The organism is Streptomyces sp. NPDC058086, assembly GCF_042885015.1.
In the GTDB taxonomy this organism is placed as follows: domain Bacteria; phylum Actinomycetota; class Actinomycetes; order Streptomycetales; family Streptomycetaceae; genus Streptomyces.
The window spans coordinates 23,570-47,063 of sequence record NZ_JBHVST010000033.1 but is presented as its reverse complement, the minus strand read 5'-3'; the positions used below and the strand labels follow the sequence as shown (position 1 = coordinate 47,063).

At 73.2% G+C, this 23,494-nt stretch carries 14 protein-coding genes; 12 read left to right on the top strand and 2 right to left on the bottom strand.

Translation table 11 applies throughout. From position 1 onward, the window contains the following. Window positions 1-139 precede the first annotated feature (139 nt). Both ACFVWD_RS25205 and ACFVWD_RS25200 read left to right on the top strand, forming a co-directional pair. Window positions 140-1,111 (top strand): alpha/beta hydrolase, encoded by a 972-nt coding sequence (locus ACFVWD_RS25205; protein WP_389599129.1) that lies wholly within the window; start codon window positions 140-142, stop codon window positions 1,109-1,111. A 33-nt stretch (window positions 1,112-1,144) separates the two neighbouring features. After that, on the top strand, window positions 1,145-1,867 hold the full coding sequence (locus ACFVWD_RS25200; protein ID WP_389599128.1) for an alpha/beta fold hydrolase: 723 nt from the start codon (window positions 1,145-1,147) through the stop codon (window positions 1,865-1,867). A 51-nt stretch (window positions 1,868-1,918) separates the two neighbouring features. On the opposite strand, the gene ACFVWD_RS25195 is transcribed toward ACFVWD_RS25200, so the two are convergent. Then, window positions 1,919-3,412, bottom strand: a complete 1,494-nt coding sequence (locus tag ACFVWD_RS25195; protein WP_389599126.1) for an ATP-binding protein — start codon at window positions 3,410-3,412, stop codon at window positions 1,919-1,921. Further along, complete coding sequence (locus tag ACFVWD_RS25190) at window positions 3,409-4,188, bottom strand: response regulator transcription factor (protein ID WP_389599125.1); 780 nt, start codon at window positions 4,186-4,188, stop codon at window positions 3,409-3,411. Before ACFVWD_RS25190 ends, ACFVWD_RS25195 begins: the two co-directional genes overlap by 4 nt. A 91-nt stretch (window positions 4,189-4,279) precedes the next feature. On the opposite strand from ACFVWD_RS25190, the gene ACFVWD_RS25185 reads away from it, so the two are divergent. From ACFVWD_RS25185 to ACFVWD_RS25140, 10 genes are all read left to right on the top strand, one after another. Continuing rightward, the gene (locus ACFVWD_RS25185) at window positions 4,280-5,623 is read left to right on the top strand and encodes a ferric reductase-like transmembrane domain-containing protein (protein ID WP_389599123.1); all 1,344 of its coding nucleotides are present in this window, start codon (window positions 4,280-4,282) and stop codon (window positions 5,621-5,623) included. Window positions 5,624-5,633: 10 nt separating this feature from the next. Next, complete coding sequence (locus ACFVWD_RS25180) at window positions 5,634-6,077, top strand: FMN-binding protein (RefSeq protein ID WP_389599122.1); 444 nt, start codon at window positions 5,634-5,636, stop codon at window positions 6,075-6,077. A 4-nt stretch (window positions 6,078-6,081) separates the two neighbouring features. Next, complete coding sequence (locus ACFVWD_RS25175; RefSeq protein WP_389599120.1) at window positions 6,082-6,804, top strand: FAD:protein FMN transferase; 723 nt, start codon at window positions 6,082-6,084, stop codon at window positions 6,802-6,804. After that, complete coding sequence (locus ACFVWD_RS25170) at window positions 6,714-6,953, top strand: AbfB domain-containing protein (RefSeq protein WP_389599118.1); 240 nt, start codon at window positions 6,714-6,716, stop codon at window positions 6,951-6,953. The genes ACFVWD_RS25175 and ACFVWD_RS25170 overlap by 91 nt, the downstream gene beginning before the upstream one ends. Before the next feature lie 545 nt (window positions 6,954-7,498). After that, entirely contained in the window at window positions 7,499-14,596 is a 7,098-nt protein-coding gene (locus ACFVWD_RS25165) for an SDR family NAD(P)-dependent oxidoreductase (protein ID WP_389599117.1), read from the top strand. Between the two features lie 44 nt (window positions 14,597-14,640). Further along, window positions 14,641-19,158, top strand: coding sequence for a beta-ketoacyl synthase N-terminal-like domain-containing protein (locus tag ACFVWD_RS25160; RefSeq protein WP_389599203.1), 4,518 nt, complete (start codon window positions 14,641-14,643; stop codon window positions 19,156-19,158). Further along, window positions 19,148-19,495 carry an acyl carrier protein gene (locus tag ACFVWD_RS25155; RefSeq protein ID WP_389599116.1) on the top strand — a complete coding sequence of 116 codons (348 nt, stop codon included), beginning with the start codon at window positions 19,148-19,150 and terminating at the stop codon, window positions 19,493-19,495. Before ACFVWD_RS25160 ends, ACFVWD_RS25155 begins: the two co-directional genes overlap by 11 nt. Window position 19,496: 1 nt before the next feature. Further along, on the top strand, window positions 19,497-20,303 hold the full coding sequence (locus ACFVWD_RS25150; protein WP_389599114.1) for an alpha/beta fold hydrolase: 807 nt from the start codon (window positions 19,497-19,499) through the stop codon (window positions 20,301-20,303). Next, window positions 20,304-21,500, top strand: a complete 1,197-nt coding sequence (locus ACFVWD_RS25145) for a glycosyltransferase (protein WP_389599113.1) — start codon at window positions 20,304-20,306, stop codon at window positions 21,498-21,500. It abuts the gene before it with no gap. After that, entirely contained in the window at window positions 21,497-23,491 is a 1,995-nt protein-coding gene (locus tag ACFVWD_RS25140; RefSeq protein ID WP_389599111.1) for an ABC transporter ATP-binding protein, read from the top strand. Before ACFVWD_RS25145 ends, ACFVWD_RS25140 begins: the two co-directional genes overlap by 4 nt. Window positions 23,492-23,494: the final 3 nt, after the last annotated feature.

The window sequence follows — 23,494 nt, the reverse complement described above, 5'->3', positions numbered from 1 at the left end:
GGTGGTGCGACATGTTGGGCGCTGTGAGTTCAACGGCGGTGCGCTGACGGACCATTCACGCCCGCACCGCGCCTCTAGCGTGGCTGCGAGGCCGGAGCATTGCCCGGCGTACCCAGGAACAACGCTTCAGGAGATTCCCATGTCCGACGCCGTAGAGCCGGTCAAGCCTGTACTGGAACCGGCGGCCGCCGTCTTCGCGGAAGCCACCGCCAATCCGCCGTACCTGTTCGACCTCGCCCCGGCGGAGGGTCGCAAGGCCGTCGACGAGGTGCAGTCCGGCGAGATCGACATGCCGGACATCGAGGAGGAGTGGATCACCGTCTCGGGCGGTCCGACGGGCAGCGTCCGTGCGCGGATCGTCAAGCCCGCCGGCGTCACCGGCACCCTCCCGGTGATCCTCTACATCCACGGCGCGGGCTGGGTGTTCGGCAACGCCCACACCCACGACCGCCTGGTCCGCGAACTGGCCGTCGGCGCCGAGGCCGCGGTGGTGTTTCCCGAGTACGACCTCTCGCCCGAGGCCCGCTACCCGGTAGCCATCGAGCAGAACTACACCGTCGCTCAGTGGGTCGTGCAGCAGGGCGCGTCCAAGGGCCTGGACGGCAGCCGCCTCGCGGTGGCCGGCGACTCCGTCGGCGGCAACATGACCATCGCCCTGACCCTGATGGCCAAGGAGCGCGGCGATGTCCCGCTGCTCCAGCAGGTCCTGTTCTACCCGGTCACCGACGCGAACTTCGACACCGGCTCCTACCACCAGTTCGCCACCGGCTACTTCCTGCGCCGCGACGGCATGCAGTGGTTCTGGGACCAGTACACGACCGACGAGGCCGAGCGCGCCCAGATCACCGCCTCCCCGCTGCGCGCCACCACCGAGCAGCTCACCGGCCTGCCCCCGGCCCTGGTCGTCACCGGCGAGGCCGACGTCCTGCGCGACGAGGGCGAGGCATACGCGAACAAGCTCCGCGAGGCGGGCGTCGCGGTCACCGCCGTGCGCTTCCAGGGCATCATCCACGACTTCGTGATGCTCAACGCCCTGCGCGGCACCCACGCCGCCGAGGCCGCGCTGACGATGGCCACCCGCACGCTGCACACCGCCCTGCACGCGGGCTGACCGGGTCCACACAACCGACAAGGAGAGACAGTCATGTCCGGGAACACCACTCCCACCGCCCTGCTCGTGCACGGTGCCTTCGCCGACGCGGCCAGCTGGTCCGGCGTCATCGCGGAACTGCAGAACCACGGCATCCCCGTCGTCGCGCCGCCGAACCCGCTGCGCTCGCTCGCCTCCGACGCCGCGTACATCGCCTCGGTGGCCGCGCAGATCGACGGCCCCGTCGTGCTGGTCGGTCACTCCTACGGCGGCGCGGTCATCACCGTCGCGGGCACCGCCGAGAACGTGGTCGGTCTGGTCTTCGTCGCGGCGTACGTCCTGGAGGAGGGCGAGAGCCTGGGCGAGTTGCAGGGGCGCTTCCCCGACTCGCCGCTGGGCAGCAGCCTGAAGCAGGCCACGTATCCCGTCGAGGGCGGTGACCCGGCCGTCGAGGTCACCATCGTCCCCGAGGCGTTCCCGTCCGTCTTCGCCGCGGACGTCCCCGCCGACGTCACCAAGGTGCTGGCGGTCGCCCAGCGTCCGCTCGCCGCCGGGGCGTTCACGGAGACGGCCACCGCCGCCGCGTGGAAGACCAAGCCCTCCTGGGCCCTGGTCGCCGCCGCGGACCAGGCGATCAACCCCGAGGTCGAGCGCTTCGGCGCGAAGCGTGCGGGAGCGACGATCCTGGAGGTCGAGGGCGCCTCGCACGCCGTCGCGGTGTCCCGGCCGAAGCTGGTCGCCGAACTGATCCGCGACGCCGTCCGCGCGACCGGCTGAGGCACCGGCCGAGCGAGCCGACGGCGGCCTCGTGGACGTACTCCCCCGTGGTCACGGGAGCGCGGGCGGGAGGGGGAGACGGATCGTGAACGCCGTCGAGCCGGGGCGGCTGGTCATTTCGATGGTGCCGCCGTGTGCCCGGACCAGTGAGCGGGCGACCGCGAGGCCCAGCCCGCTGCCGCCGCGGTCGCGGCTGCGGGCCTTGTCGACGCGGTAGAACCGGTCGAAGACCCGTTCCTGGTCGGCGGCCGGGATCCCGGGCCCGGAGTCGGAGACCCGCACCACCGCCGTGCCGGACGAGCCGACGCGCCCGGGCCGCCCCGCCCCCGTGGCCGACACCTCCAGGCACACCTTCGTCCCCGCCGGGGTGTGCATGGCGGCGTTGGTGAGCAGGTTGTCGAGGACCTGCCGGATACGTAGGGGATCCAGGCGCAGGCGCACCGGGTCGGGGCCCGCCGTCACGGACAGCACGTGCTCCCCTCGCCCGGCGCGGAAGGCGTCCGCGGCCTCCCGCGCCAGTTCCGCCAGGTCCGCGTCCTCCAGCCGCAGCGGTGTCTCCACCTCGGCGGCGTCCAGGCGGGCGAGGAGGAGCAGGTCGTCGAGGAGTACGCCCATCCTGGCGGCCTCGGCGCGCAGCCGGGCCAGGTGCTTCTCGCGTTCCTCGGGCTCGTTGGCGGCGGCGTACTGGAAGAGGTCCGCGTAGCCGCGTACCGACATCAGGGGCGTACGCAGCTCGTGCGAGGCGTCCGCGACGAACCGGCGCAGCCGCTGTTCGGCCTCGGTGCGGACGGCGAGCGCGTCGTCGATGTGCTCCAGCATGGTGTTGAACGCGGTGCGCAGTTCCTCGACCTCGGGTCCGCCGCGCCCGCCCCCGGCCCGCACCTCCAGCCGCGCCGAGCCGGTGAGGTTGTGCGAGGTGATGCCGCGGGCGGTGTGCGCCATGTCGCTGAAGGGCTTCAGCCCGCGCCGCAATACCGTCCGGCCGAGCACGACGAGCCCCAGCAGGGCGAGCGCGAAGGTGACGACCTGGACCGTGATCAGCTGCCGCACGGTGGCCTGCATGTCCTGCATGGGCGCCGCGGTGACGAGGACGACCCCGGGGTCGACCTCGCAGGCGCGCAGCTTGTACATGCCCTCGCCCTCGATGTGCGCGGTGCGCAGCAGGTGCGCGTCGCCTCCGTCCGGCAACGCCTGTGCGGCGGCGGTGAGTTCGGCGGTGTCGGCGGGGACGTCGGCGGGCTTGCGCAGGACCGCCGTATGGCCCTTGACGTCGTACACGGCGGTGAACCAGCCGTAGTACGGCCGCCGCTGGACGGTGCCGTGCGCCTGGGCGTCCTTGGACTGGGTGACCTGGACGAGCTTCATCTGCTCGCCGAGCTGACGTTCCAGGTAGTCCTTCATGTACGTCGTCAGGGCCGTGCCGACGACGGCGAACACGACGAGGGACAGCACGCCGATGCCGAGGGCCAGCCGGGTGCCCAGGCGTGTCCGGCGGTAGGCGCCCCGCAGGCGGCGAAGCGCACCGCGGGTCCGGGAGCCGCTCACTCGGCGACCTGTCGCACCACGTATCCGACGCCGCGCACGGTGTGGATGAGCGACTCGCCGCTGTCGGACTCGCCGTTGCCGTCGGGCTTGTTGCCGTCGAGCTTGCGGCGCAGCCGGCTGACGACGAGTTCCACGACGTTGGAGCGGCCGCCGAAGCCGTACTCCCACACGTGGTCGAGGATCTGGGCCTTGGTGAGGACGGTCGGTGACTTGCGCATGAGGTAGCGCAGGACCTCGTACTCGGTCGGGGTGAGGGTGAGCAGCCGGTCGGCGCGGCGCACCTCACGGGTGTCCTCGTCCATCGTCAGGTCGGCGACCTGGAGCACGGAGCGCTGGAAGCCGGGGCCCGCGGCGCGCCGCAGGACGGTCCGCAGCCGCGCCATGAGCTCTTCCACGGCGAACGGTTTGACCAGGTAGTCGTCGCCGCCGCGGGTGAGGCCCGCGACCCGGTCCGCGACGCCGTCGCGGGCGGTGAGGAAGACGACGGGCACCATCGTCCCGGACTGCCGCAGCCGGTCGAGGACGGCGAACCCATCGAGGCCGGGCAGCATCAGGTCGAGCACCACGATGTCGGGGTGGAACTCGGCGGCCCGGCGCAGCGCGTCCTCGCCGGAGTACGCGGTCATCGCCTCCCAGCCCTCGTAGCGGGCGACCGTCGCGACGAGGTCGGCGATGGGAGGGTCGTCGTCCACGACCAGGAGGCGCACTTTTTCCACCTGCTCATAGTGCGTGACGTGGCCACCGACGCCATAGCCGCCGACGTCTCTGATCCACATCGATAAAAACTTGAAAGTTGCCCGACAGGAAAACGACAGCTCCCACCGGGCAGGCTCGGTGTCCCCACACCCGAACGAGGAGCTGCTCTCCGTGACCACTGTCGAACGTGTCCAGCCGCCCCCGACGGCGATACGCCCGAAGGTGGTGGCCCGCACCGGGCTGTACGCCCTGCTGGCCGTGAACGCGGCCGTCGTGACCGTGTTCTTCCTCCAGGCCGGGCCCGGCCCGGACACCCTGATCACGCTCGGACGGCTGGCGGGCCTGTACGGGGCGCTCCTGATGGCCTTCCAGCTGCTGCTGGTCGCCCGCCTGCCGTGGCTCGACCACCGGATCGGCATGGACCGGCTGACCTCCTGGCACCGCTGGGTCGGCTTCGGCCTGCTGTGGACGTTGCTGTCGCACGCGCTGTTCATCACCCTCGGCTATGCCGGGGCGGCGGCGCGGCCGGCGGACTTCTGGGACGAGCTGGTGGAGCTGGCCACGACGACCGAGGGTGTGCTGCGGGCGATCGTCGCGCTGGCCCTGATCCTCGTGATCGGCGGGGTGTCGGCGCGTTTCGCGCGGCGCCGGCTGGCCTACGAGACCTGGCACTTCATCCACCTCTACACATATGTGGCGGTGGTGCTGGCCTTCACGCACCAGGTCGCGGTGGGCACCACCTTCACCACCTCGTCCGCGGCCACCGCCTACTGGTGGGGCCTGTGGGGCGTCGCGCTCGGTTCGGTGTTCCTGGGCCGGGTGGTCCTTCCGGTGCGGCGGAACCTGCGCCACCGGTTGCGGGTCTCGGCCGTCGTCCCCGAGTCCGACAACGTCGTCTCGATCTACGTCACCGGGCGCGACCTCGACCTGCTGCCCGCCCGGGCGGGGCAGTTCTTCCTGTGGCGGTTCTTGACCAAGGACCGCTGGTGGCAGGCGAACCCGTTCTCCCTGTCGGCCGCCCCGGACGGCAACCGGCTGCGGCTCACCGCGAAGACGGCCGGCGACGGCACCGCGGCCCTCCGCCATCTGAAGGTGGGCACACGGGTCTTCGCCGAGGGCCCCTACGGCGCCTTCACCACCCTGCACCGCACCCGTTCCGAGACGCTGCTCGTCGCGGGCGGCGTGGGCATCACCCCGATCCGGGCCCTGCTGGAGGACCTGCACGACCATGTCGTGCTCATCTACCGGGTGGCCACCGACCGGGACGCGGTGCTCCTCGACGAACTGCGGGAGCTCGCGTACGCCAAGGGCGCCGAGCTGCACGTGGTGACCGGACCGGCCACGCCGGACAAGCTGGCGCCGCGCGAGCTCGCGCGGCTCGTGCCGGACGTCGCCGAACGGGACGTCTTCGTGTGCGGGCCACCCGCCATGACGAGCGCGGTGCTGCGCACCCTGCGCGACCTGGGCGTACCCAAGTCGCAGATCCACTTCGAGCGTTTCAGCCTGGCGGGATGAGAGAGACACCGTGAAACGAGCACTGCCTGTACTGGCCCTGTCCATCGCCGGCCTGATCCCGCTGTGGCGCTACGCGCCGTCGAACGGGACGACGACCACCGAGGTCGCCGCACCCGCCTCGCCCCCGTCTTCGTCTTCTGCGTCGTCTGCGTCGTCTTCGTCGCCCTCCTCGTCCGCGTCGTCCTCGGCCGCGGCCTCCCAAGTCGTCCAGGGCTCCACCGTGAACACCTCCAAGGGCGCCGTGCAGGTGGAGGTGACCTTCGAGGGCGACAAGATCAGTTCGGTGCGGATGCTCCAGCAGCCGAACCACCCGCAGACCACGGCCGCCGTGCCGAAGCTGATCCAGGAGACGCTCCAGGCACAGAGCGCCGACATCGACTCGGTGTCCGGCGCCACGATCACCAGCGACGGATACGTCACGTCGCTGCAGGCCGCCCTCGACGCGAAGGGATAGCGGGATGCGGCGCGTCGAACAGGTCATGGGGTTCCCGGTCTCACTGCGGATCGACGACGAGAGCGCGTCCGAGGAGACCGCGGACCCCGTGTTCGCGTGGCTGCGCGAGGCCGACGCCCGGTTCAGCCCGTTCCTCGCGGACAGCGAGGTGTCCCGGCTCGACCGGGGTGAGCTCACCCCCCACGAGCTCAGCCCGGACCTGACCGAGGTCCTCGGCCTGTGCGAGGAGTACCGGGTCGCGACCGGCGGGGCGTTCGACGTACGGCTGCCCGGCCGCGGCCTGGATCCCTGCGCGATGGTGAAGGGGTGGTCGGTGCAGCGGGCCGCGAACCTCCTCACCGGCCGGGGGACTTCCCGGTTCTGTCTGAACGCCGGTGGTGACGTGGTGGCCGCGGGCGGTCCCTGGCGGGTGGGCGTACGCCATCCCGAGCGGGCCGACCGGCTGTGCACGGTGCTGGAGATCACCGACGGCGCGGTGGCGACCTCCGCGCGCTACGAACGCGGGGACCACATCCTCGACGGGCGCACCGGCCGCCCGGCCACCGGGCTGCTCAGCATCACCGTCGTGGCGCCGTCACTGACCGAGGCGGACGCGACGGCGACGGCGGCGTTCGCGATGGGCGCGGAGGGCGTCGAGTGGGCCGCGTCGCGCGAAGGGTGCGAGGTGTTCGCGGTCGACGCCGAGCGCAGAGTCTTGCGTACCGCGGGGCTTCCTGTGACGAACTGAGCGACGCCGCAAACCCGCTGACCTCCGGTGTCTCGTTCGAGTCGTACAGCCGCGCCGGCCGGTACCTCCGGCACTACGACTACCTGCTCTACACCCAGCCCACCGACACGACGCTCGCCAGGGCGGACGCGACGTCCTACGCCGAGTGACCCGACCCGGCACCTTCGGATCCAGCCCAGCCCGGCCGCTCCCGCGGCCGGGCTGGGCTGTCGAAATGAGCCAACTTACCGGCGAGTACGAATCGTTGCCATTCACCCTCAACTGTCGAAATCCCACCCTTTCGACCAACGTGAATTTTGATTATGAAGAGGGGAACTAATAAAAGTTTCAATTTACAGCGGGGGAAACAGTTCGTTTCCGCAAGATCGAAGCGGACCCCGTGTTCGACGCTACGCCAGCAGGCATTGCCGCAGGCCGAATCGGGGCCGCGGAGCGAACCGACCAGCGGTCGTCGACCCTGTCAACTGCCCCGAACAAGGCCTCTGTTGCCAGCTCGCATCTGGCTCAGCGGTGGCTGTGTCGACCGTGTTACGTCCGGTAATGACAGCCTCCTTGAGAGTTTGACTTTCACGTGGATGCGCAATAAGCATGAGCGTGCTTCGCATCGGCTGTCGGCTTGTTGTGAAGCGCAAGCGCTCTCCGCTCTCCGCTCTCCCCCACCAATCCTCACCCTCGTGCGATTTGGAGCGTTCGCGTGCCTGTGTCGAATTTCGATACTTCCGGCCTGTTTGCCGTAGAGGACATCGTCGTCGCCCTGAACCCGTTCGCCGTCCCCTCGGCACGGGTCACCGCGGCCGCCGTTCGGGCGGGCGGTCTCGGGGTGCTCGACCTCACCGCGGGTGGGCGTCGGGCGGCGGCGGAACTCGCGCTGGCCGAGGAATGGTCGGCCGCCGGTTTCGGCGTACGGCTCCGCGACAACGATGCCTTTCCCGCGCGGGACCTCCCCGCCTGTGTCCACACCGTCCTGCTGACCTCCGACGCCTCCTGCACGCCCGCCGACTTCCCCAGCCACCGCGTACTCGTCGAGGTGACCGGCCGCGCGCAGGCGTTACGCGCCGCCGCGGCCGGGGCGCACGGGCTGATCGCCCGGGGCCACGAGGCGGGTGGTCCCGTGGGCGAACTGAGCACCTTCGTACTCCTCCAACAGCTCCTCGCCGACGACGAGTTGGACCTGCCGGTCTGGGCCTGCGGCGGCGCGGGCCCGCACACCGCGGCGGCGGTCGTCGCGGGCGGCGGCGCCGGTGTCGTCCTGGACACCCAGCTCGCCCTGCTCACCGAGGCCGAGGCCGAACTGCCCGCGGGGACCTCCGCGCTGCTCGCCGGGCTCGACGGCTCCGAGACCACCGTGGAGGACGGCCGCCGAGTCGTACGGCGCCGGGGTGCCCAGGAGGGCACGCCCGCCCCCGAGATCGGTCAGGACGGCTTCCTCGCCGCCCGTTTCCAGGAGCGCTGGGGCACCGTGCACGCGGCGGTACGGGGCGTACGGGACGCCGTGCTCGACGCGTTGAAGAGCGCGGGGCCCGGTCTCGACTCGGTGAAGGGCGCGGGCCCCGCTCTCGACTCGGCGAAGGGCGCGGGTCCCTCGCTCGGCCCCGACGGCACGGGCAGCCGCCCCTTCGGGAGCGAACTGCCCGTCGCCCAGGGGCCGATGACCCGGGTGAGCGACCAGGCCTCGTTCGCCGCCGAGGTCAGCAGCCACGGCGGGCTGCCCTTCATCGCGCTCGCGCTGTCCGGCGCCGACCAGACCCGCGCCGTACTGGAGCGGACCAGGGACGCGCTCGGCGAGGCGCCCTGGGGCGTCGGTGTCCTCGGCTTCGCCGCCGAGGAGATCAAGGCCGCCCAGCTGGAGGTCGTACGGGAGATCCGCCCGTCCCACGCGATCATCGCGGGCGGGCGTCCCGCGCAGGCCGCAGCGCTGGAGGAGGTGGGCATCTCCACCTTCCTGCACGTGCCGTCGCCGGGGCTGCTGAAACAGTTCCTGGAAGCGGGCGCGCGCAAGTTCGTCTTCGAGGGCGCCGAGTGCGGCGGCCATGTCGGACCGCGGGGCAGCTTCCCGCTGTGGGAGGCGCAACTCGGTGTACTCGAAGAGTTCCTGGCGGGCGCGAAGAACGGCACCGCCACCGAACTCCGGCTGTTCTTCGCGGGCGGGGTGCACGACGAACGCTCCGCCGCCATGGTCACCGCGCTCGCCGCGCCGCTGAGCGCGCGGGGCGCGGCCGTGGGCGTGCTGATGGGCACGGCGTACCTGTTCACCGAGGAGGCCGTGAACGCGGGCGCGGTGCTGCCCCTGTTCCAGCGGCAGGTGATCGACGCCGAGCGCACCGACCTCCTGGAGACGGCTCCCGGACACGCCACCCGCTGTGTCCGCAGCCCGTTCACCGACGAGTTCGCCGCGGTCAAGGAGGACCTGGCCGCCCGCGGGACACCCGGCCGCGAGGCCTGGGAGCAGTTGGAGCGGCTCAACGTGGGGCGGCTACGACTGGCCAGTAAGGGCATCGAGCGGGTCGACGGCGCGCTGAGCGCGGTCGGCGAGGACAGACAGCTCGCCGAGGGCATGTTCATGGCCGGCGAGGTCGCCGTGCTGCGCTCCGCCGTCACCACCGTCGCCGAGTTGCACGCCTCGGTCACCAGCGGCGCGGCCGGCTTCCTGGCGGCACGGCGGGAGGCCCTCGGCATCGGGGAACCCGCCGCCGAGCCCTCCCCCGAACCGCTGGACATCGCGATCGTCGGCATGGCCTGCATGTTCCCCGGCGCCCCCGACCTCGCCACCTTCTGGGCGAACGTGCTGGCGGGCGAGGACGCCGTCACCGAGGTGCCCGCGACCCGCTGGGACGCCGAGCTGTACCACGACCCGCGGGGCGCCGGGGAGAAGACCCCGTCCCGCTGGGGCGGCTTCCTGCCCGAGATCCCCTTCGAGCCGCTGCGGTACGGCATTCCGCCCGCCTCGCTGCCCGCCATCGAGCCGGTACAGCTGCTCGCCCTGGAGGCGGCGCGCCGCGCCCTGGAGGACTCCGGCTACGGCAGCCGGTCCTTCGACCGGGCCCGCGCGTCGGTCGTGTTCGGCGCGGAGGCGGGCAGCGACCTGTCCAACGCGATGACCCTGCGCTCCGTCCTGCCCGCCTACCTGGGGAGCCTGCCGCCCGCGCTGGACGAGCGGCTGCCCAAGCTCACCGAGGACTCCTTCCCCGGCATCCTCGCCAACGTCATCGCGGGCCGGATCGCCAACCGCCTCGACCTCGGCGGCGCCAACTACACCGTGGACGCCGCCTGTGCGTCCTCCCTCACCGCCGTCGACGTGGCGTGCAAGGAACTGGCGAGCGGGACGAGCGACCTGGTGCTGTGCGGCGGCGCCGACCTGCACAACGGCATCAACGACTACCTGCTCTTCGCCTCCGCGCACGCCCTCTCGCCCTCGGGACGCTCCGCGCCCTTCGACAGCGCGGCCGACGGCATCGCGCTCGGCGAGGGCGTCGGCTGTGTCGTCCTCAAGCGGCTCGCGGACGCCGCGCGGGACGGTGACCGGGTGTACGCGGTGATCAAGGGCGTCGGCAGCGCCAGCGACGGCCGGGCGCTCGGCCTGACCGCACCCCGGCCCGAGGGCCAGTACAACGCGCTGACCCGGGCCTACCGCAACGCGGGCATCTCACCCGCCGAGGTCGGGCTCGTCGAGGCGCACGGCACCGGCACCGTCGTCGGCGACCGCACCGAACTCGGCTCCCTCACCCGGGTGTTCGAGGAGGCCGGGGCTCCGCCCGGCGCGTGCGCGCTCGGCTCGGTCAAGTCGCAGATCGGGCACACCAAGTGCGCGGCCGGGCTGGCCGGGCTGATCAAGACCTCGCTCGCCCTGCACACCGGCGTGAAGCCGCCGACCCTGCACCTCACCGAGCCGAACCCGGCCTGGGACGCGCAGAGCAGCCCGTTCGCCTTCCACACCGAGGCCCGTCCCTGGTCCGCCGCCCCGGCCGAACGGGTGGCCGGGGTCAGCGCCTTCGGCTTCGGCGGCACCAACTTCCACGTAGTCCTGAGGGCCTACGCGGACGGGCCGCCGCCGGTCACCTCGGCCCAGCACTGGCCCGCCGAGCTCTTCACGTTCCGGGGCTCGGACCGGGAGGTGGCGGTACGGGTCGCCTCCGAACTGCTCGCCCTCGTGGAGGCGGATCCGGGACCGTACGAGCCGTGGCGGCTGCGGGACTTCGCACTCGCCGCGTCCCGGCGCGCCGAGGCCGCCACCACCCGGGGCGCCCGGACCTGGATCGCCCTCGTCGCCGGGTCGGCCGAGGAGCTGACGGCGCTGCTGCGCCGCGCGGTCGCCGGTGAACACGCCCCGAAGGAAGGCCTGTTCACTGCCGACGACGACACGACGGGTGACGTGGCGCTGCTCTTCCCCGGACAGGGCAGCCAGCGCCCCGGGATGTTCGCCGAACTCTTCGTCGCCTTCCCCGAACTCCAGCGCAACCTGCGGCTCGACGAGACGACGGCCCGCGTCCTCTTCCCGTCGGCCGCCTTCGACGAGGCGGGCCGCAAGGAGCAGCAGGAGCGCATCACCGACACCACCGTCGCGCAGCCCGCGCTCGGTCTGACCGGGCTCGCCGCGTTCCAGCTCCTGACCAGGGCGGGAGTGCGCCCGGCGATGGCCGCGGGCCACAGTTACGGAGAACTGGCCGCGCTGGCCGCCGCGGGCGCCCTCACCCCCGACGCCCTGCTGCGCACCAGCCGCGCACGCGCCGCCGCCATCCTGGGCGCCACCGGCGCGGGCGACCCCGGCACCATGGCCGCCGTCGCCGCGGGCGAACCGGAGGTCGCGGCGGCCCTCACCGCCGCGGGTCTGGCCGAATCGGTGGTGACGGCGAACCGCAACTCGCCCCGCCAGACGGTCATTTCGGGTCCCACCGAGGACGTCCTCACCGCCGTCGAGCGACTGCGCGCCCAGGGGCTCGGCGCCAAGCGCATCCCGGTCGCCTGCGCGTTCCACAGCCCGGTGGTCGCGGCGGCCGGCGAGACCTTCGCCGAGGTGCTCGCCGAAGTCCCGTTCGCTCCCAGCGACTTCCCGGTCTGGTCGAACCGTACGGCCGCCCAATACCCGCGGGGCCCCGAGGAGATCCGGGCCGAACTCGCCGCGCAGATCGGCTCCCCGGTCCGGTTCACCGACCAGATCGAGGCGATGTACGAGGCCGGGGCCCGGGTCTTCGTCGAGGCCGGACCCGGCTCGGTGCTGACCCGGCTGGTGGGCGCGGTCCTCGGCGACCGGCCGCACCGCACGGTCGCCCTGGAGGGCGGCCGACGTGCCGGTCTCCCCGGGTTCCTCGCCGCGCTCGCCCAACTGGCCGTCACCGGCGGGGACATCAGGACCTCGTGGCTCTTCCAGGGCCGGGACGCGGTCCCCGCCGACGCCCGCGCCCCGCGTCCCAGGCGCGCCGCGTGGACGGTCGACGGCCATCTGATCCGAACGGCGGACGGTGTGATCCCCGCCGCCGCACTCCACCCCGCCGAGCGCGTCCCGGAGGCCCTCGTGACCCACAGCAGCCCGGTCGGACCAGTGGCGGCGGCCACCGGATCCGAGGCCCTGATCAGCGAGTTCCTGCGTACGAGCCGGGAGATGATCGCGGCGCAGCGGGATGTGATGCTGGGGTACCTGGGAGCGGATCCGGGGGTACGTCCCGCGGCCCCCGCCCCGATCACGTACACCGACGCTCCGGTCACGGTGACCGCGCTGCCCGCCGCCGTGCCGGTTGCCGTGGACGTACCGGCAGGTGGCTCTGTGCTGTCGGTCGTGCTCGAGGTGATCGGCGAGCGCACCGGATATCCGGTCGACATGATCGAGCCCGACCTCGACCTCGAAGCCGACCTCAGCGTCGACTCCATCAAGAGAGCCGAGATAGCCGGCGAACTCGCCACCCGCCTCGGCCTCACCCCGACCGGCGACACCGACGTGGAGGAACTGACCAAGGCCCGTACCGCCGCCGCGATCACCGCGCTCGTCGAGCGGGTGACCGGACCGGGAGCCACCCCCGCGCCCGCTTCCGCCCCCGCCGTAGGGACCGCCCCGAACGCCGAGTCCGTCCTGGCCCTCGTCCTCGACGTGATCGGCGAACGCACCGGCTACCCCGTCGACATGATCGAACCCGACCTCGACCTCGAAGCCGACCTCAGCGTCGACTCCATCAAGAGAGCCGAGATAGCCGGCGAACTCGCCACCCGCCTCGGCCTCACCCCGACCGGCGACACCGACGTGGAGGAACTGACCAAGGCCCGTACCGCCGCTGCGATCACCGCATTGGTGGTGGGTGTCCGAGGTGAGTCGGCCGAACCGGAGACTCTCGAAACCGTCCCGGCCGTCCCCGAACCCGTCGTCGTGGCGCCGAAGCGCCTCGTGATGCGGGAGTTCGACCTCGCCCCCGCCGACCCGGCGCCCACCAGCGACCTGCTGATCGGCCGCAGTTTCCTGCTGCTCGGTTCCGGGCCGGTCGCCGAGGCGCTGACCGCCCGTCTGACCGTGCACGGCGCCCATGCGGTGACCGCCGAAGAACCTCCGGCCGAGGGAGAGTTCGACGGGATCGTGCATCTCGTCGCGCCGGACGCCCCGCCCGTCCTGCCGGACGTCTTCCCGGCCTACCAGCGGGTGCTGGCGGGCAACCCGCGCTGGGTGCTCGCCGCGGGCGCCTCCCCCGGGCTGCGCGGCTTCTTCCGCTCGCTCGCCCGGGAGTACCCCGACACGGTCGCCCGAGTCGTCGAGCACGCGCCCGGCACCGCGTCCGAGGACATCGCCGCGGAGCTGGTCGCCGAGCTCACCGCGCCCGACCACGAGCCGGTCGTCCTGCGCTCCCTGGGCACGCGGCGCGGACTGCGCATGGCCGAGGAGGGGCTCGGTCTGCTCGGCAGCACGGGCGCGGGGCCGGCCGGGGACGGTGCCGCCGAGGCCGCCGCGCTCGGCCTGGACGCCGACTCGGTCGTCCTGCTGGTGGGCGGCGCCCGGGGGATCACCGCCCGGTTCGCCGCGACCCTGGCCGCCGCGAGCCACTGCCGGATCGAACTGTTCGGCCGCACCGTCCTGCCCGAGGGCGCGGAGGACCCGGCCCTCGCCGCCGCGGGCACCACCGGTGAACTGCGCAGCGCGCTCATCGCGGGCGGGCTGCGCGTCCCCGCCGAGATCGAGCGCGCGATCGGCCGGATCCAGGCCGAACGCGAGGTGCGCGCGACCCTGCGCAGACTCGCCGCGCTCGGCTCCGAGGTGCGCTACCGCGCCGTGGACGCGCTGGACGGCGACGCCGTGCGCCGGGCGGTGAAGGAGATCCACGCCGAGCACGGGAGACTCGACGGCGTCGTGTACGCGGCGGGTGTGATCGAGGACAGGCTGATAGCCGAGAAGAGCCCGCGGTCGTACGACCGGGTGTTCCGTACGAAGGCCGACGGAGCACGTGAACTGCTGGCCGCGCTGGGTGAGTTGCCGGACGGGGAAGGCCCCCGGTTCACGGTGCTGTTCGGCAGCATCGCCGCGGCCCTCGGCAACCGCGGCCAGTCCGACTACGCCGCCGCCAACGACGCCCTGGAGACCCTCGGCGCCCGCTGGGCGGACTCCGGTACCGGCCGCCGCGGACTGACCGTCCACTGGGGTCCATGGGCGCCGACCGGCGACGGCAACCACGGCATGGTCACCCCCGAGCTGATGCGGCACTACGCGGGCCGCGGCATCCAGCTCATCGACCCCGACGAGGGCACCATGAGCCTGCTGCGCGAGCTGGCCTGGGGTCCCGAGGGCGACACCGCCGTCGTCTACACGGCGTCGGGCTGGTGACCGACGTGACCGGCACCCGCGCCGAACCCGTCGCCATCGTCGGGATGTCGGTGCTCTTCCCGGGCGCCCCCGACCTCGCCACGTACTGGCACAACCTGGTCGCCGGTGTCGACGCCATCACCGAGGTGCCGCCGGGCCGTTGGGACGCCGAGGAGTACTACGCGCCCGGCGCCGAGCCCCGCGCCGACCGGGTCTACTGCCGGCGCGGCGGCTTCGTGGACGAGCTGGCCGAGGTGGACGTCACCGAGTTCGGGATCATGCCGGCCGCGGTCCCGGCCACCGAGCCCGACCAGCTGATCGCGCTGCGGGTGGCCGCGGGCGCCCTCGCCGACGCGGGCGGCCCGGACCGGCTGCCCGCCGACCGGCACCGGGTCGGTGTGGTGCTCGGCCGGGGCGGCTATCTCACCCCCGGCCTGGTCCGGCTCGACCAGCGGGTGCGGACCGCGAGCCAGCTCGTGCGCACCCTGGGCGAGCTGCTGCCGGACCTCGGCGCCGACCAACTGGAGGCGGTGCGCGAGGCGTTCACCGACCGGCTCGGGCCCGAGGCACCGGAGTCCTCGATCGGTCTTGTGCCGAACCTCGCCGCGTCCCGGCTGGCGGGCCGGCTCGACCTGCGCGGGCCCGCCTACACCGTGGACGCCGCCTGCGCCTCCTCTCTCATCGCCGTCGACCACGCCGTGCGCGAACTCGGCAGCGGGCGCTGTGACGTGATGCTGGCGGGCGGGGTGCACCACTGCCACGACATCACCTTCTGGAGCGTGTTCAGCCAACTCGGCGCGCTCTCCCCGAGCGAGCGCATCCGGCCGTTCGACCGGGGCGCGGACGGTGTGCTGATCGGTGAGGGCACCGGCATCGTCGTGCTCAAGCGGCTCGCCGACGCCGAGCGGGACGGCGACCGGATCTACGCCGCGATCACCGGCACCGGCGTCGCCTCCGACGGACGTACGACCAGTCTGATGGCGCCCGACTCCGGCGGCCAGGTCCGGGCGGTCCGCCAGGCCTGGGAGGCCGCCGGGCTCGACCCGTCCGCCCCCGGTTCGATCGGCCTCCTGGAGGCACACGGCACCGCCACCCCGGCGGGCGACGGCACCGAACTCACCACGCTCGCGGAGGTGTTCGGGCCACCGTCGACAGACGCCTCCGGCGACGCGCCGGACGCCGTCATCGGCTCGGTGAAGTCGATGATCGGCCACACCATGCCCGCGGCGGGCGTCGCCGGGCTGATCAAGGCCGCGCTCGCCGTCCATCACCGGGTGCTCCCGCCGACCCTGCACTGCGACGACCCGCATCCGGCGCTCGCCCGCACCCGGTTCACCCCCATCGGCGCCGCCCGGCCCTGGCGGACCGACGACCGGCAGCCGGTGCGCCGGGCCGCCGTCAACGCCTTCGGGTTCGGCGGCATCAACGCGCACGTCGTGCTCGAAGAGGTCGCGCCCGCGCGGCGGGCGGCCGAGGTGTACGAGCCGGAGCCGGTGCTGCGGCTGACCGCGCCGACGCCCGAGGCGATGGCCGCGCTCCTTGACCGCTCCGACTCCGCGATCATCGCCGCCGGTCTCGACGAACGCGCCCCCGCCGCCGATCCGGTGCGGCTCGCCGTCGTCGGGCCGACGGCCAAGCGGCTGGCGCTGGCCCGCAAGGCGGTCGCCAAGGGGAAGGGGTGGCGGGGCCGCAACGACGTGTGGTTCGTGCCGCGTCCCCTGCTGGGCCCCGGCGGCGGCAGGCTCGCGTTCGTCTTCCCCGGCCTGGAGGCCGAGTTCGCGCCCAACTCCGAGGACATCGCACGGCACTTCGCGCTGCCCTGGTCGCGCGCCGTCACCGACGCCACCGTGGGTGACGTGGGCAGGCAGGGCACCGGCGTCTTCGAGCTCGGCCGGCTCCTCGACACCGCGCTGCGCCGCCTCGGCGTCGTCCCGGACGCGCTGGCCGGGCACAGCCTCGGCGAGTGGACCGCGATGGCCGCCGCCGGAATCCACCCTCCGCAGGAGGTCGACGCCTTCCTCGCCGGTTTCGACCCCGACGCGCTGAGCGTCCCCGGGCTGGCCTTCGCCGCGATCGGCGCCCCCGCCGAGGTGGTACTGACCGAGTTGGACGGCCGCCGGGACGTGGTCCTCTCCCACGACAACGCGCCCAACCAGTCGATGATCTGCGGCCCCGAGGCCGCCGTCGCCGCGCTGGTCGAGGTGTTCAGGGCCCGGGCGGTGATCTCGCAGATCCTGCCGTTCCGCTCCGGCTTCCACACCCCGATGCTGGAGCCCTACCTCGGCCCGATCAGGAAGGCCGCCGAGGCCTACACCCTGCACCCGGCCGCGCTGCCCCTGTGGTCCGCGACGACCGTCGCCCCCTACCCGGACGAACCGGCCGCGATCCGCGAGCTGTTCATCCGCCATCTGCTGGAGCCGGTCCGCTTCCGGCCCCTGGTGGAGACGATGTACGCGGCGGGCTTCCGCGCGTTCGTCCAGCTCGGCGCGGGACAGCTCGGCTCGCTCATCGACGACACCCTGCACGGCCGCGACCATCTCGTGGTCCCCGCGCACTCCCCGCACCGCTCGGGCCTGCGCCAACTCCACCGCGTGGCCGGTGCGTTGTGGGCGGACGGGGCCGCGCCGGACCTCGTCCCGCTGCTGGGCGGGGCCTCGGCCTCGACCGTCTCACCGGCCCGTACGGTACGCCGTCCGAGCCGCCCCGTACGGCTGGACCTCGGCGGCGCGAACGTCTCCCTGGACGCGGAGACCCGCGACCGGCTGGGCGCCGCACTGGCCCGGCCGCGACACACCGCGCCCCATGACGCCGGCGCCCTGGAGGAACAAGGTCTGCTGGGCGCGGAGTTGTCGGCACTGCTGCGGGACGCGACGGCGCTCGCCTCGGACGTGGTGACGGCGGGGCGCCTCGGACGCGGCGCCCCGCGCGACGGGGCCCGCACGGGCGGCACGCCCCCGAACAACGGAGCCGGCCTTCGTACGGCCGAGCCCGCCACCCCCGAACCCCAGCGCCAGCCCCAGTCCCAGTCCCAGTCCCTCGAAGCCACCCTCCACGTCTCCGTCGACACCATGCCGTACCTCCTGGACCACTGCTTCTTCCGGCAGCCCGCCCAGGCCGACCCCGCCGACCGCTGGCCCGTGGTCCCGGGCACCACCGTGATCGCCCACCTGATGGAGTTCGCCGAGCGGGCCGCGCCCGGCCGGCGCGCGGTGGCCGTCCACGACGTACGGCTGCACCAGTGGATCACCGCCACTCCGGCCGTCGACATCCCCGTACGGATCACCCCCGAGGGGCCGGACCGGGTCACCGCCTCGCTCGGCCCCTACGCCCGGGCCGTGGTCGAACTCGCCCCGGAGCAGGCCCGGTTCAAGCCTCCCGCGCCCTGGACCTTTCCCGCGACGCTGGAGGAGAAGCCCGAGCTGACCGCGGCGGAGCTGTACTCGCGCCGCTGGATGTTCCACGGCCCGCGCTTCCAGGGCCTGGACGAACTGACCGCGGTCGGCGACCGGCACGTACGCGGGGTGCTCGTCACCCCGCCCGCGCCGGGCGCCCTGCTGGACAACGTGGGGCAGCTCCTCGGCTACTGGATCATGGCCAGGCAGCCGGTGCGGACGACGGTGTTCCCGGTCGGGATGAAGGAGATCCGCTTCCACGGCCCGCACCCCGCTCCCGGCGAGCGCCTGGAGTGCCTGGTCCGGATCACCTCCGTCACCGACGCCACACTCGAAGCGGACATGCAGCTGGTCCACCGGGGGCGGGTGTGGGCGGAGTTCAGCGGCTGGCGGGACCGCCGGTTCGACAGCAATCCGCGCATCCGCAAGGTGGACCGGGAGCCCGAGCGGTACACGCTGTCCCGTATGCAGCCCGGCGGCTGGGCGCTGGTCCACGAGGAGTGGCCCGATCTGGCCACCCGCGAGCTGATCATGCGCAACATCCTGGCCGGCGAGGAACGCGAACGGTACGCGGCGCACGCCCCGCGCGGCCGACGGCAGTGGCTGCTCGGCCGGATCGCCGCCAAGGACGCGGTACGGAACGTGATGTGGGACGCCGGGGCGGGCCCTGTCTACCCGGCCGAGGTCAGGGTCGGCAACGATCCGGCCGGCCGCCCCTTCGTGACCGGCGGCTACGGCAGGACCCTGCCCGCGCTGCACGTCTCCATCGCCCACCGCGGCGAGACGGCCGTGGCGATGGCCAGGAGGGAGGGTCCCTGCGGCATCGACATCGAGGAAGTCACCGACCGCCCCGAGGGCACCCTCGCGGTGGCCCTCACCACCACCGAGCGCGAGCTGCTCACGTCACTCGTCCACCGGCCGGGGGGAGCCCCCGAACGGCTCTGGTTCACCCGTTTCTGGGCCGCCAAGGAGGCCGTCGCGAAGGCGCGCGGCACCGGACTGGGCGGCGAGCCGAAGCGGTTCGAGATCACCTCGGTCGACGGCGACCGCCTGACCGTCCGCACCGCGGGCGAGGAGTACCGCGTGCGGCACTGTGCGCTGACCACCCCCCGGCCGTCCACGGGGCCCGGCAACGAGTACGTCGTGGCCTGGACGGCAGTCAACGATCAGGAGAACGAAGATGACCACTGAACTCGACCGTCCCGTGGGCCAATCGGACAGGGGACGGACCTCGGCGCCCGACGCGGCGACCGCGCTCGCCGACATCTCGGCCATCCTGCGCACCGTGCTGGAGGAGTACGGGCTCGACGACTCCGAGATCAGCCTCGACACGTCCTTCCACGACGACCTGGAGCTGGAGAGCATCGACCTCGTCACCCTCTCCGCCCAACTGCGCGAGTTCTACGGCGAGCGGGTCAACTTCGCCGCGTTCATAGCCGACCGCGGGCTGGAGGAGATCATCGCGCTCACCGTCGGCGATCTCGTCGGCTACGTCGTGGACTCACTGGCCGTCGCGGAGGTGGGCTGACATGGCGACGATGCGGGTGAACGGGATCGACGTACACGTCCAGCGGCTGGGCCACGAGAGCGGCTCCCCGCGCCCCGTCGCGGTCCTCATCCACGGCCTGCTCATCGACAGCCTCGCCAGCTACTACTTCAGCCTCGCGCCGCGGCTCGCCGAGGAGGGCCTGGACGTCGTCATGTACGACCTGCGCGGGCACGGCAAGACCTCCCGGCCGCCGACCGGCTACCGGATGGAGGACTTCGTCGACGACCTCGACGGACTGCTGGACGCGCTGGCGATCGACCGCCCGGTGCACCTCGTCGGCAACTCCTTCGGCGGCGCCGTCGCGTACGCCATGGCCGCCGCCCGCCCCGAGCGGGTCGCGAGCGTGATCGCCATCGAGGCGGAACCGCCGGCCCGGGCTTGGGCGAAGAACATGTACGAGGGCCTGGTCGGGGAGCAGGGCGGACTGGTGATCCAGGAGGTCACCGAGTGGCTGCGGGAGAACCCGGGCGAGCGCAACGCCCGGCCGTTCCGGGCGGCGGGCCGGGTCCTCGATGAGACCGCGCTCGCCCAGGAGATCCCGCTCAGCGCCCTCCTCGACGAGGACCTGTCCGCGATCCGCTGCCCGGTCTTCGCCATCTTCGGCGGCGCGTCCAAGCTGTCGGCGCAGACCGGGATGCTGGAGGCCTCGCTCCCCCACTGCCGTACGGTCGTCCTGCCCGATCTCGGCCACTCGGTGCTGGTGGAGGCCACCCAACAGACATACGCCCTCGTGCGTGACTGGCTGCTGCTCGGCCAGGAGGCGCACGCGCTGCGGGAGGCCCGCTAGATGGGCCGGTTCCTGTTCGTGGTGCCGCCGCTGGTCGGGCACGTCAACCCGGCCGTGGGCACCGCGGCGGCACTCGCCGGGCGCGGGCACGAGATCGCGTGGGCGGGTCACCGGGAACTCGTCCGCGGTCTCGTCGGATCCGACGCCGTCGTCTTCCCCTGCGCCCTCCCCGAGGACGGGCTGTCCCGGCCCGCCGACCTGAAGGGGCCGGCCGCGTTCCAGTTCCTCTGGGAGAGCTTCCTCGTCCCGCTGGCGGACGCGATGGCGCCCGGGGTACGGGCGGCGATCGAGGCGTACGACCCCGATGTCGTCGTCTGCGACCAGCAGGCGGTGGCGGGTGCGCTGGTCGCCGAGTCCCTCGGGCGCGTCTGGGTGACCTCGGCCACCACCTCCGCCGAACTCGTCGACCCGCTGGCCGGTATGCCGAAGGTCGCGGCGTGGCTGGACGGGCTGCTGGCCCAGCTGCGGAACCGGATCTGCGGCGGGGCCGGCTCGGCGGACCCCCGTTTCTCCCCGCACGGCGTCCTGGCGTACACCACCCGCGCGCTGCTCGGCCCGGCCGAACTGCCCGACCGGGTCTGGCTGGTGGGCCCGTCCGTCGCCGCCCGCCCCGCGAGCGGCGACGACTTCCCCTGGGACTGGCTGGACGCCTCGCCTCTGCCCACCGTCCTGGTCAGCCTCGGCACGGCCAACAACGACGCCGGGGCCCGATTCCTGAACGCGGCCGTGGAGGGGCTGGGCGGACTGGCGGGCCGGCTGCGGGCGGTGCTCGTCGACCCCGGCGGGCTCGTCGAGGGCCCGGTCCCCGACAACGTCCTCCTGCGTCCCCACGTCCCCCAACTCGCCCTTCTCCCACGGCTCGACGCGGTCGTCTGCCATGCCGGGCACAACACCGTGTGCGAGGCGCTGTGGCACGGTGTCCCGCTCGTCGTGGCGCCGATCCGGGACGACCAGCCGATCGTCGCCGGGCAGGTCGTCGACGCGGGCGCCGGGGTACGGCTGCGGTTCGGTCGCGCCGACGCGGCCAGGATCCGTGCGGCGGTCGAGACGGTCCTCGACCCGGCCGGGGGCCACCGGAAGGCGGCCGAGGCCGTCGGGGAGTCCTTCCGCGCCGCGGGCGGCAGCGCCTCCGCCGCCGCCCGCCTCGACACACTGCCGGCCGAGTCGGCCGTGCCGCGGGCACGAGGCGGCGCATGAACGACAACGGCACGACCGAGCACCGGCCGTCGGCCGACGGCCATCGTCCCGACCCGGCCCGGGGCACCGCCCACGTCCAGGGTCACGGCCCGACGGCGTCCAAGACGCGCGGTCCGGACCCGCGGTCGCGCCACCTGACGCCCAGCGCGGACACGCCCTCCGCCGAGCGGGCGGACGTGCCCACCCCGCAACGGCGACCCGGCACCCCGACCGACACCACACCAGAACCCGAACCGGCCGCGCCGCCCCCGCCCACCGGCTCGCTCGCCGCCCTCCTCGGCTACGCCCGGCCCCACTGGCGCGTGCTGCTGCTCTCCCTCGCGCTCACTCTGCTGGCCAGCGTGTCGGGGCTGGTGCAGCCGAAGTTCGCGCAGGCAATCCTGGACCGGCTCGACGGCGGGGGCAGTGTGGTCGCGCCGGTCGCGCTGCTCGCCGCGTTCCTGGTCGCGGGCGCCCTGCTCACCGGTGTCAACGCCTGGCTCCAGCAACGGACTTCGGAGCGGGTGGTGCGGGAGGTGCGGCGCGGTCTGGTGCACCGCCTGATCCGGCTGCGGGTCGCCGAGCTGGACCGGCGGGCCCCCGGCGACCTGATAGCCCGCGTCACCTCCGACAGCACACTGCTCAAGAGCGCCGCCACCGAGGGCCTGATCATGACGGTCAACGGCGCCCTGACCTTCGCCGGGGCGCTGTTCATGATGGCGACGCTCGACGCGCGTCTGCTCGGCGTCACGCTGCTGGTGCTGACGATGGTCGGAGTCGTGATCACCGTCATCCTTCCCCGGATCAAGGCGGCCGTGGCCCGCTCCCAGGCGTCCGTCGGAGCGGTCGGCGCCGTACTCGACCGCACCCTCGGCGCGGCCCGTACGGTCAAGGCCAACGGCGCCGAGGACCGCGAGACGCGCACCGCCGAGGACGCGGTCGACGAGGCGTACGCCGCCGGACTGGTCGGCGCCCGCTACAGCGCCCTCGTCACCATGGTCGGCGGCGCCGCCATCCAGACCGCGTTCCTGGTGGTGCTCGGCGTGGGCGGCACCTTCGTCGCCCATCACTCGATGTCGGTCTCCGAACTGATCGCCTTCCTCCTGTACGTCTTCTTCCTGGCGAGCCCGGTGTCACAGCTGGTCGGTGGCGCGGCCCAACTCCAGCAGGGGCTGGGCGCGGTGGGCAGGATCCAGGAGGCGGGCGCGCTGCCGGTCGAGGACGACATCGACGCGACCGGGCCCGCGCACACCCCCGCCCACGCCGCACCACCGGCCGTCGAACTGACCGGCGTCGAGTTCACCTACCCCGGCCGCGCCCCGGCCCTGCGCGGCGTGAGCTTCACCGTCCCCGGCGGCACCCGGACCGCGCTGGTCGGTCTGTCGGGCGCGGGCAAGACCACCCTCTTCTCCCTCCTCCAGCGCTTCTACGAGCCGACCGCGGGCACGATCAGGATCGGCGACCAGGACATCGCGGCCCTGCCGCGCGCCGAGGTCCGGCGCCGGATCGCGTACGTCGAGCAGGACTCCCCCGTGATGGCGGGCACCCTCCGCGAGAACCTCCTGTACGCGGCGCCCTCGGCCACCCGGGAGCAACTGGCCGAGGCGCTGGCCGTCACCCGTCTCGACGGCCTCCTCGCCCGCCTTCCCCAGGGCCTGGACACGCCCGTGGGCCCACGCGGCGTCACCCTGTCCGGCGGCGAACGCCAGCGCCTCGCCATCGCCCGCGCCCTGCTGCGCCGCCCCCAGGTACTTCTCCTCGACGAGGCGACGGCCCAGCTCGACGCCCGCAACGAACAGGCCCTCGGCGAACTCGTCGCCCGCACGGCGGGCCGCTGCACGGTCCTTCTGATCGCCCACCGCCTGTCCACGGTCACCGACGCCGACCAGATCGTGGTCCTGGAACACGGCGACGTCCGCGCCGTGGGCACCCACCACTCCCTGGTCGACGACGACGACCTCTACCGCGAACTGGCCGCCACCCAACTCCTGGCCGCCGAGCCCCCGTCGTGAGTG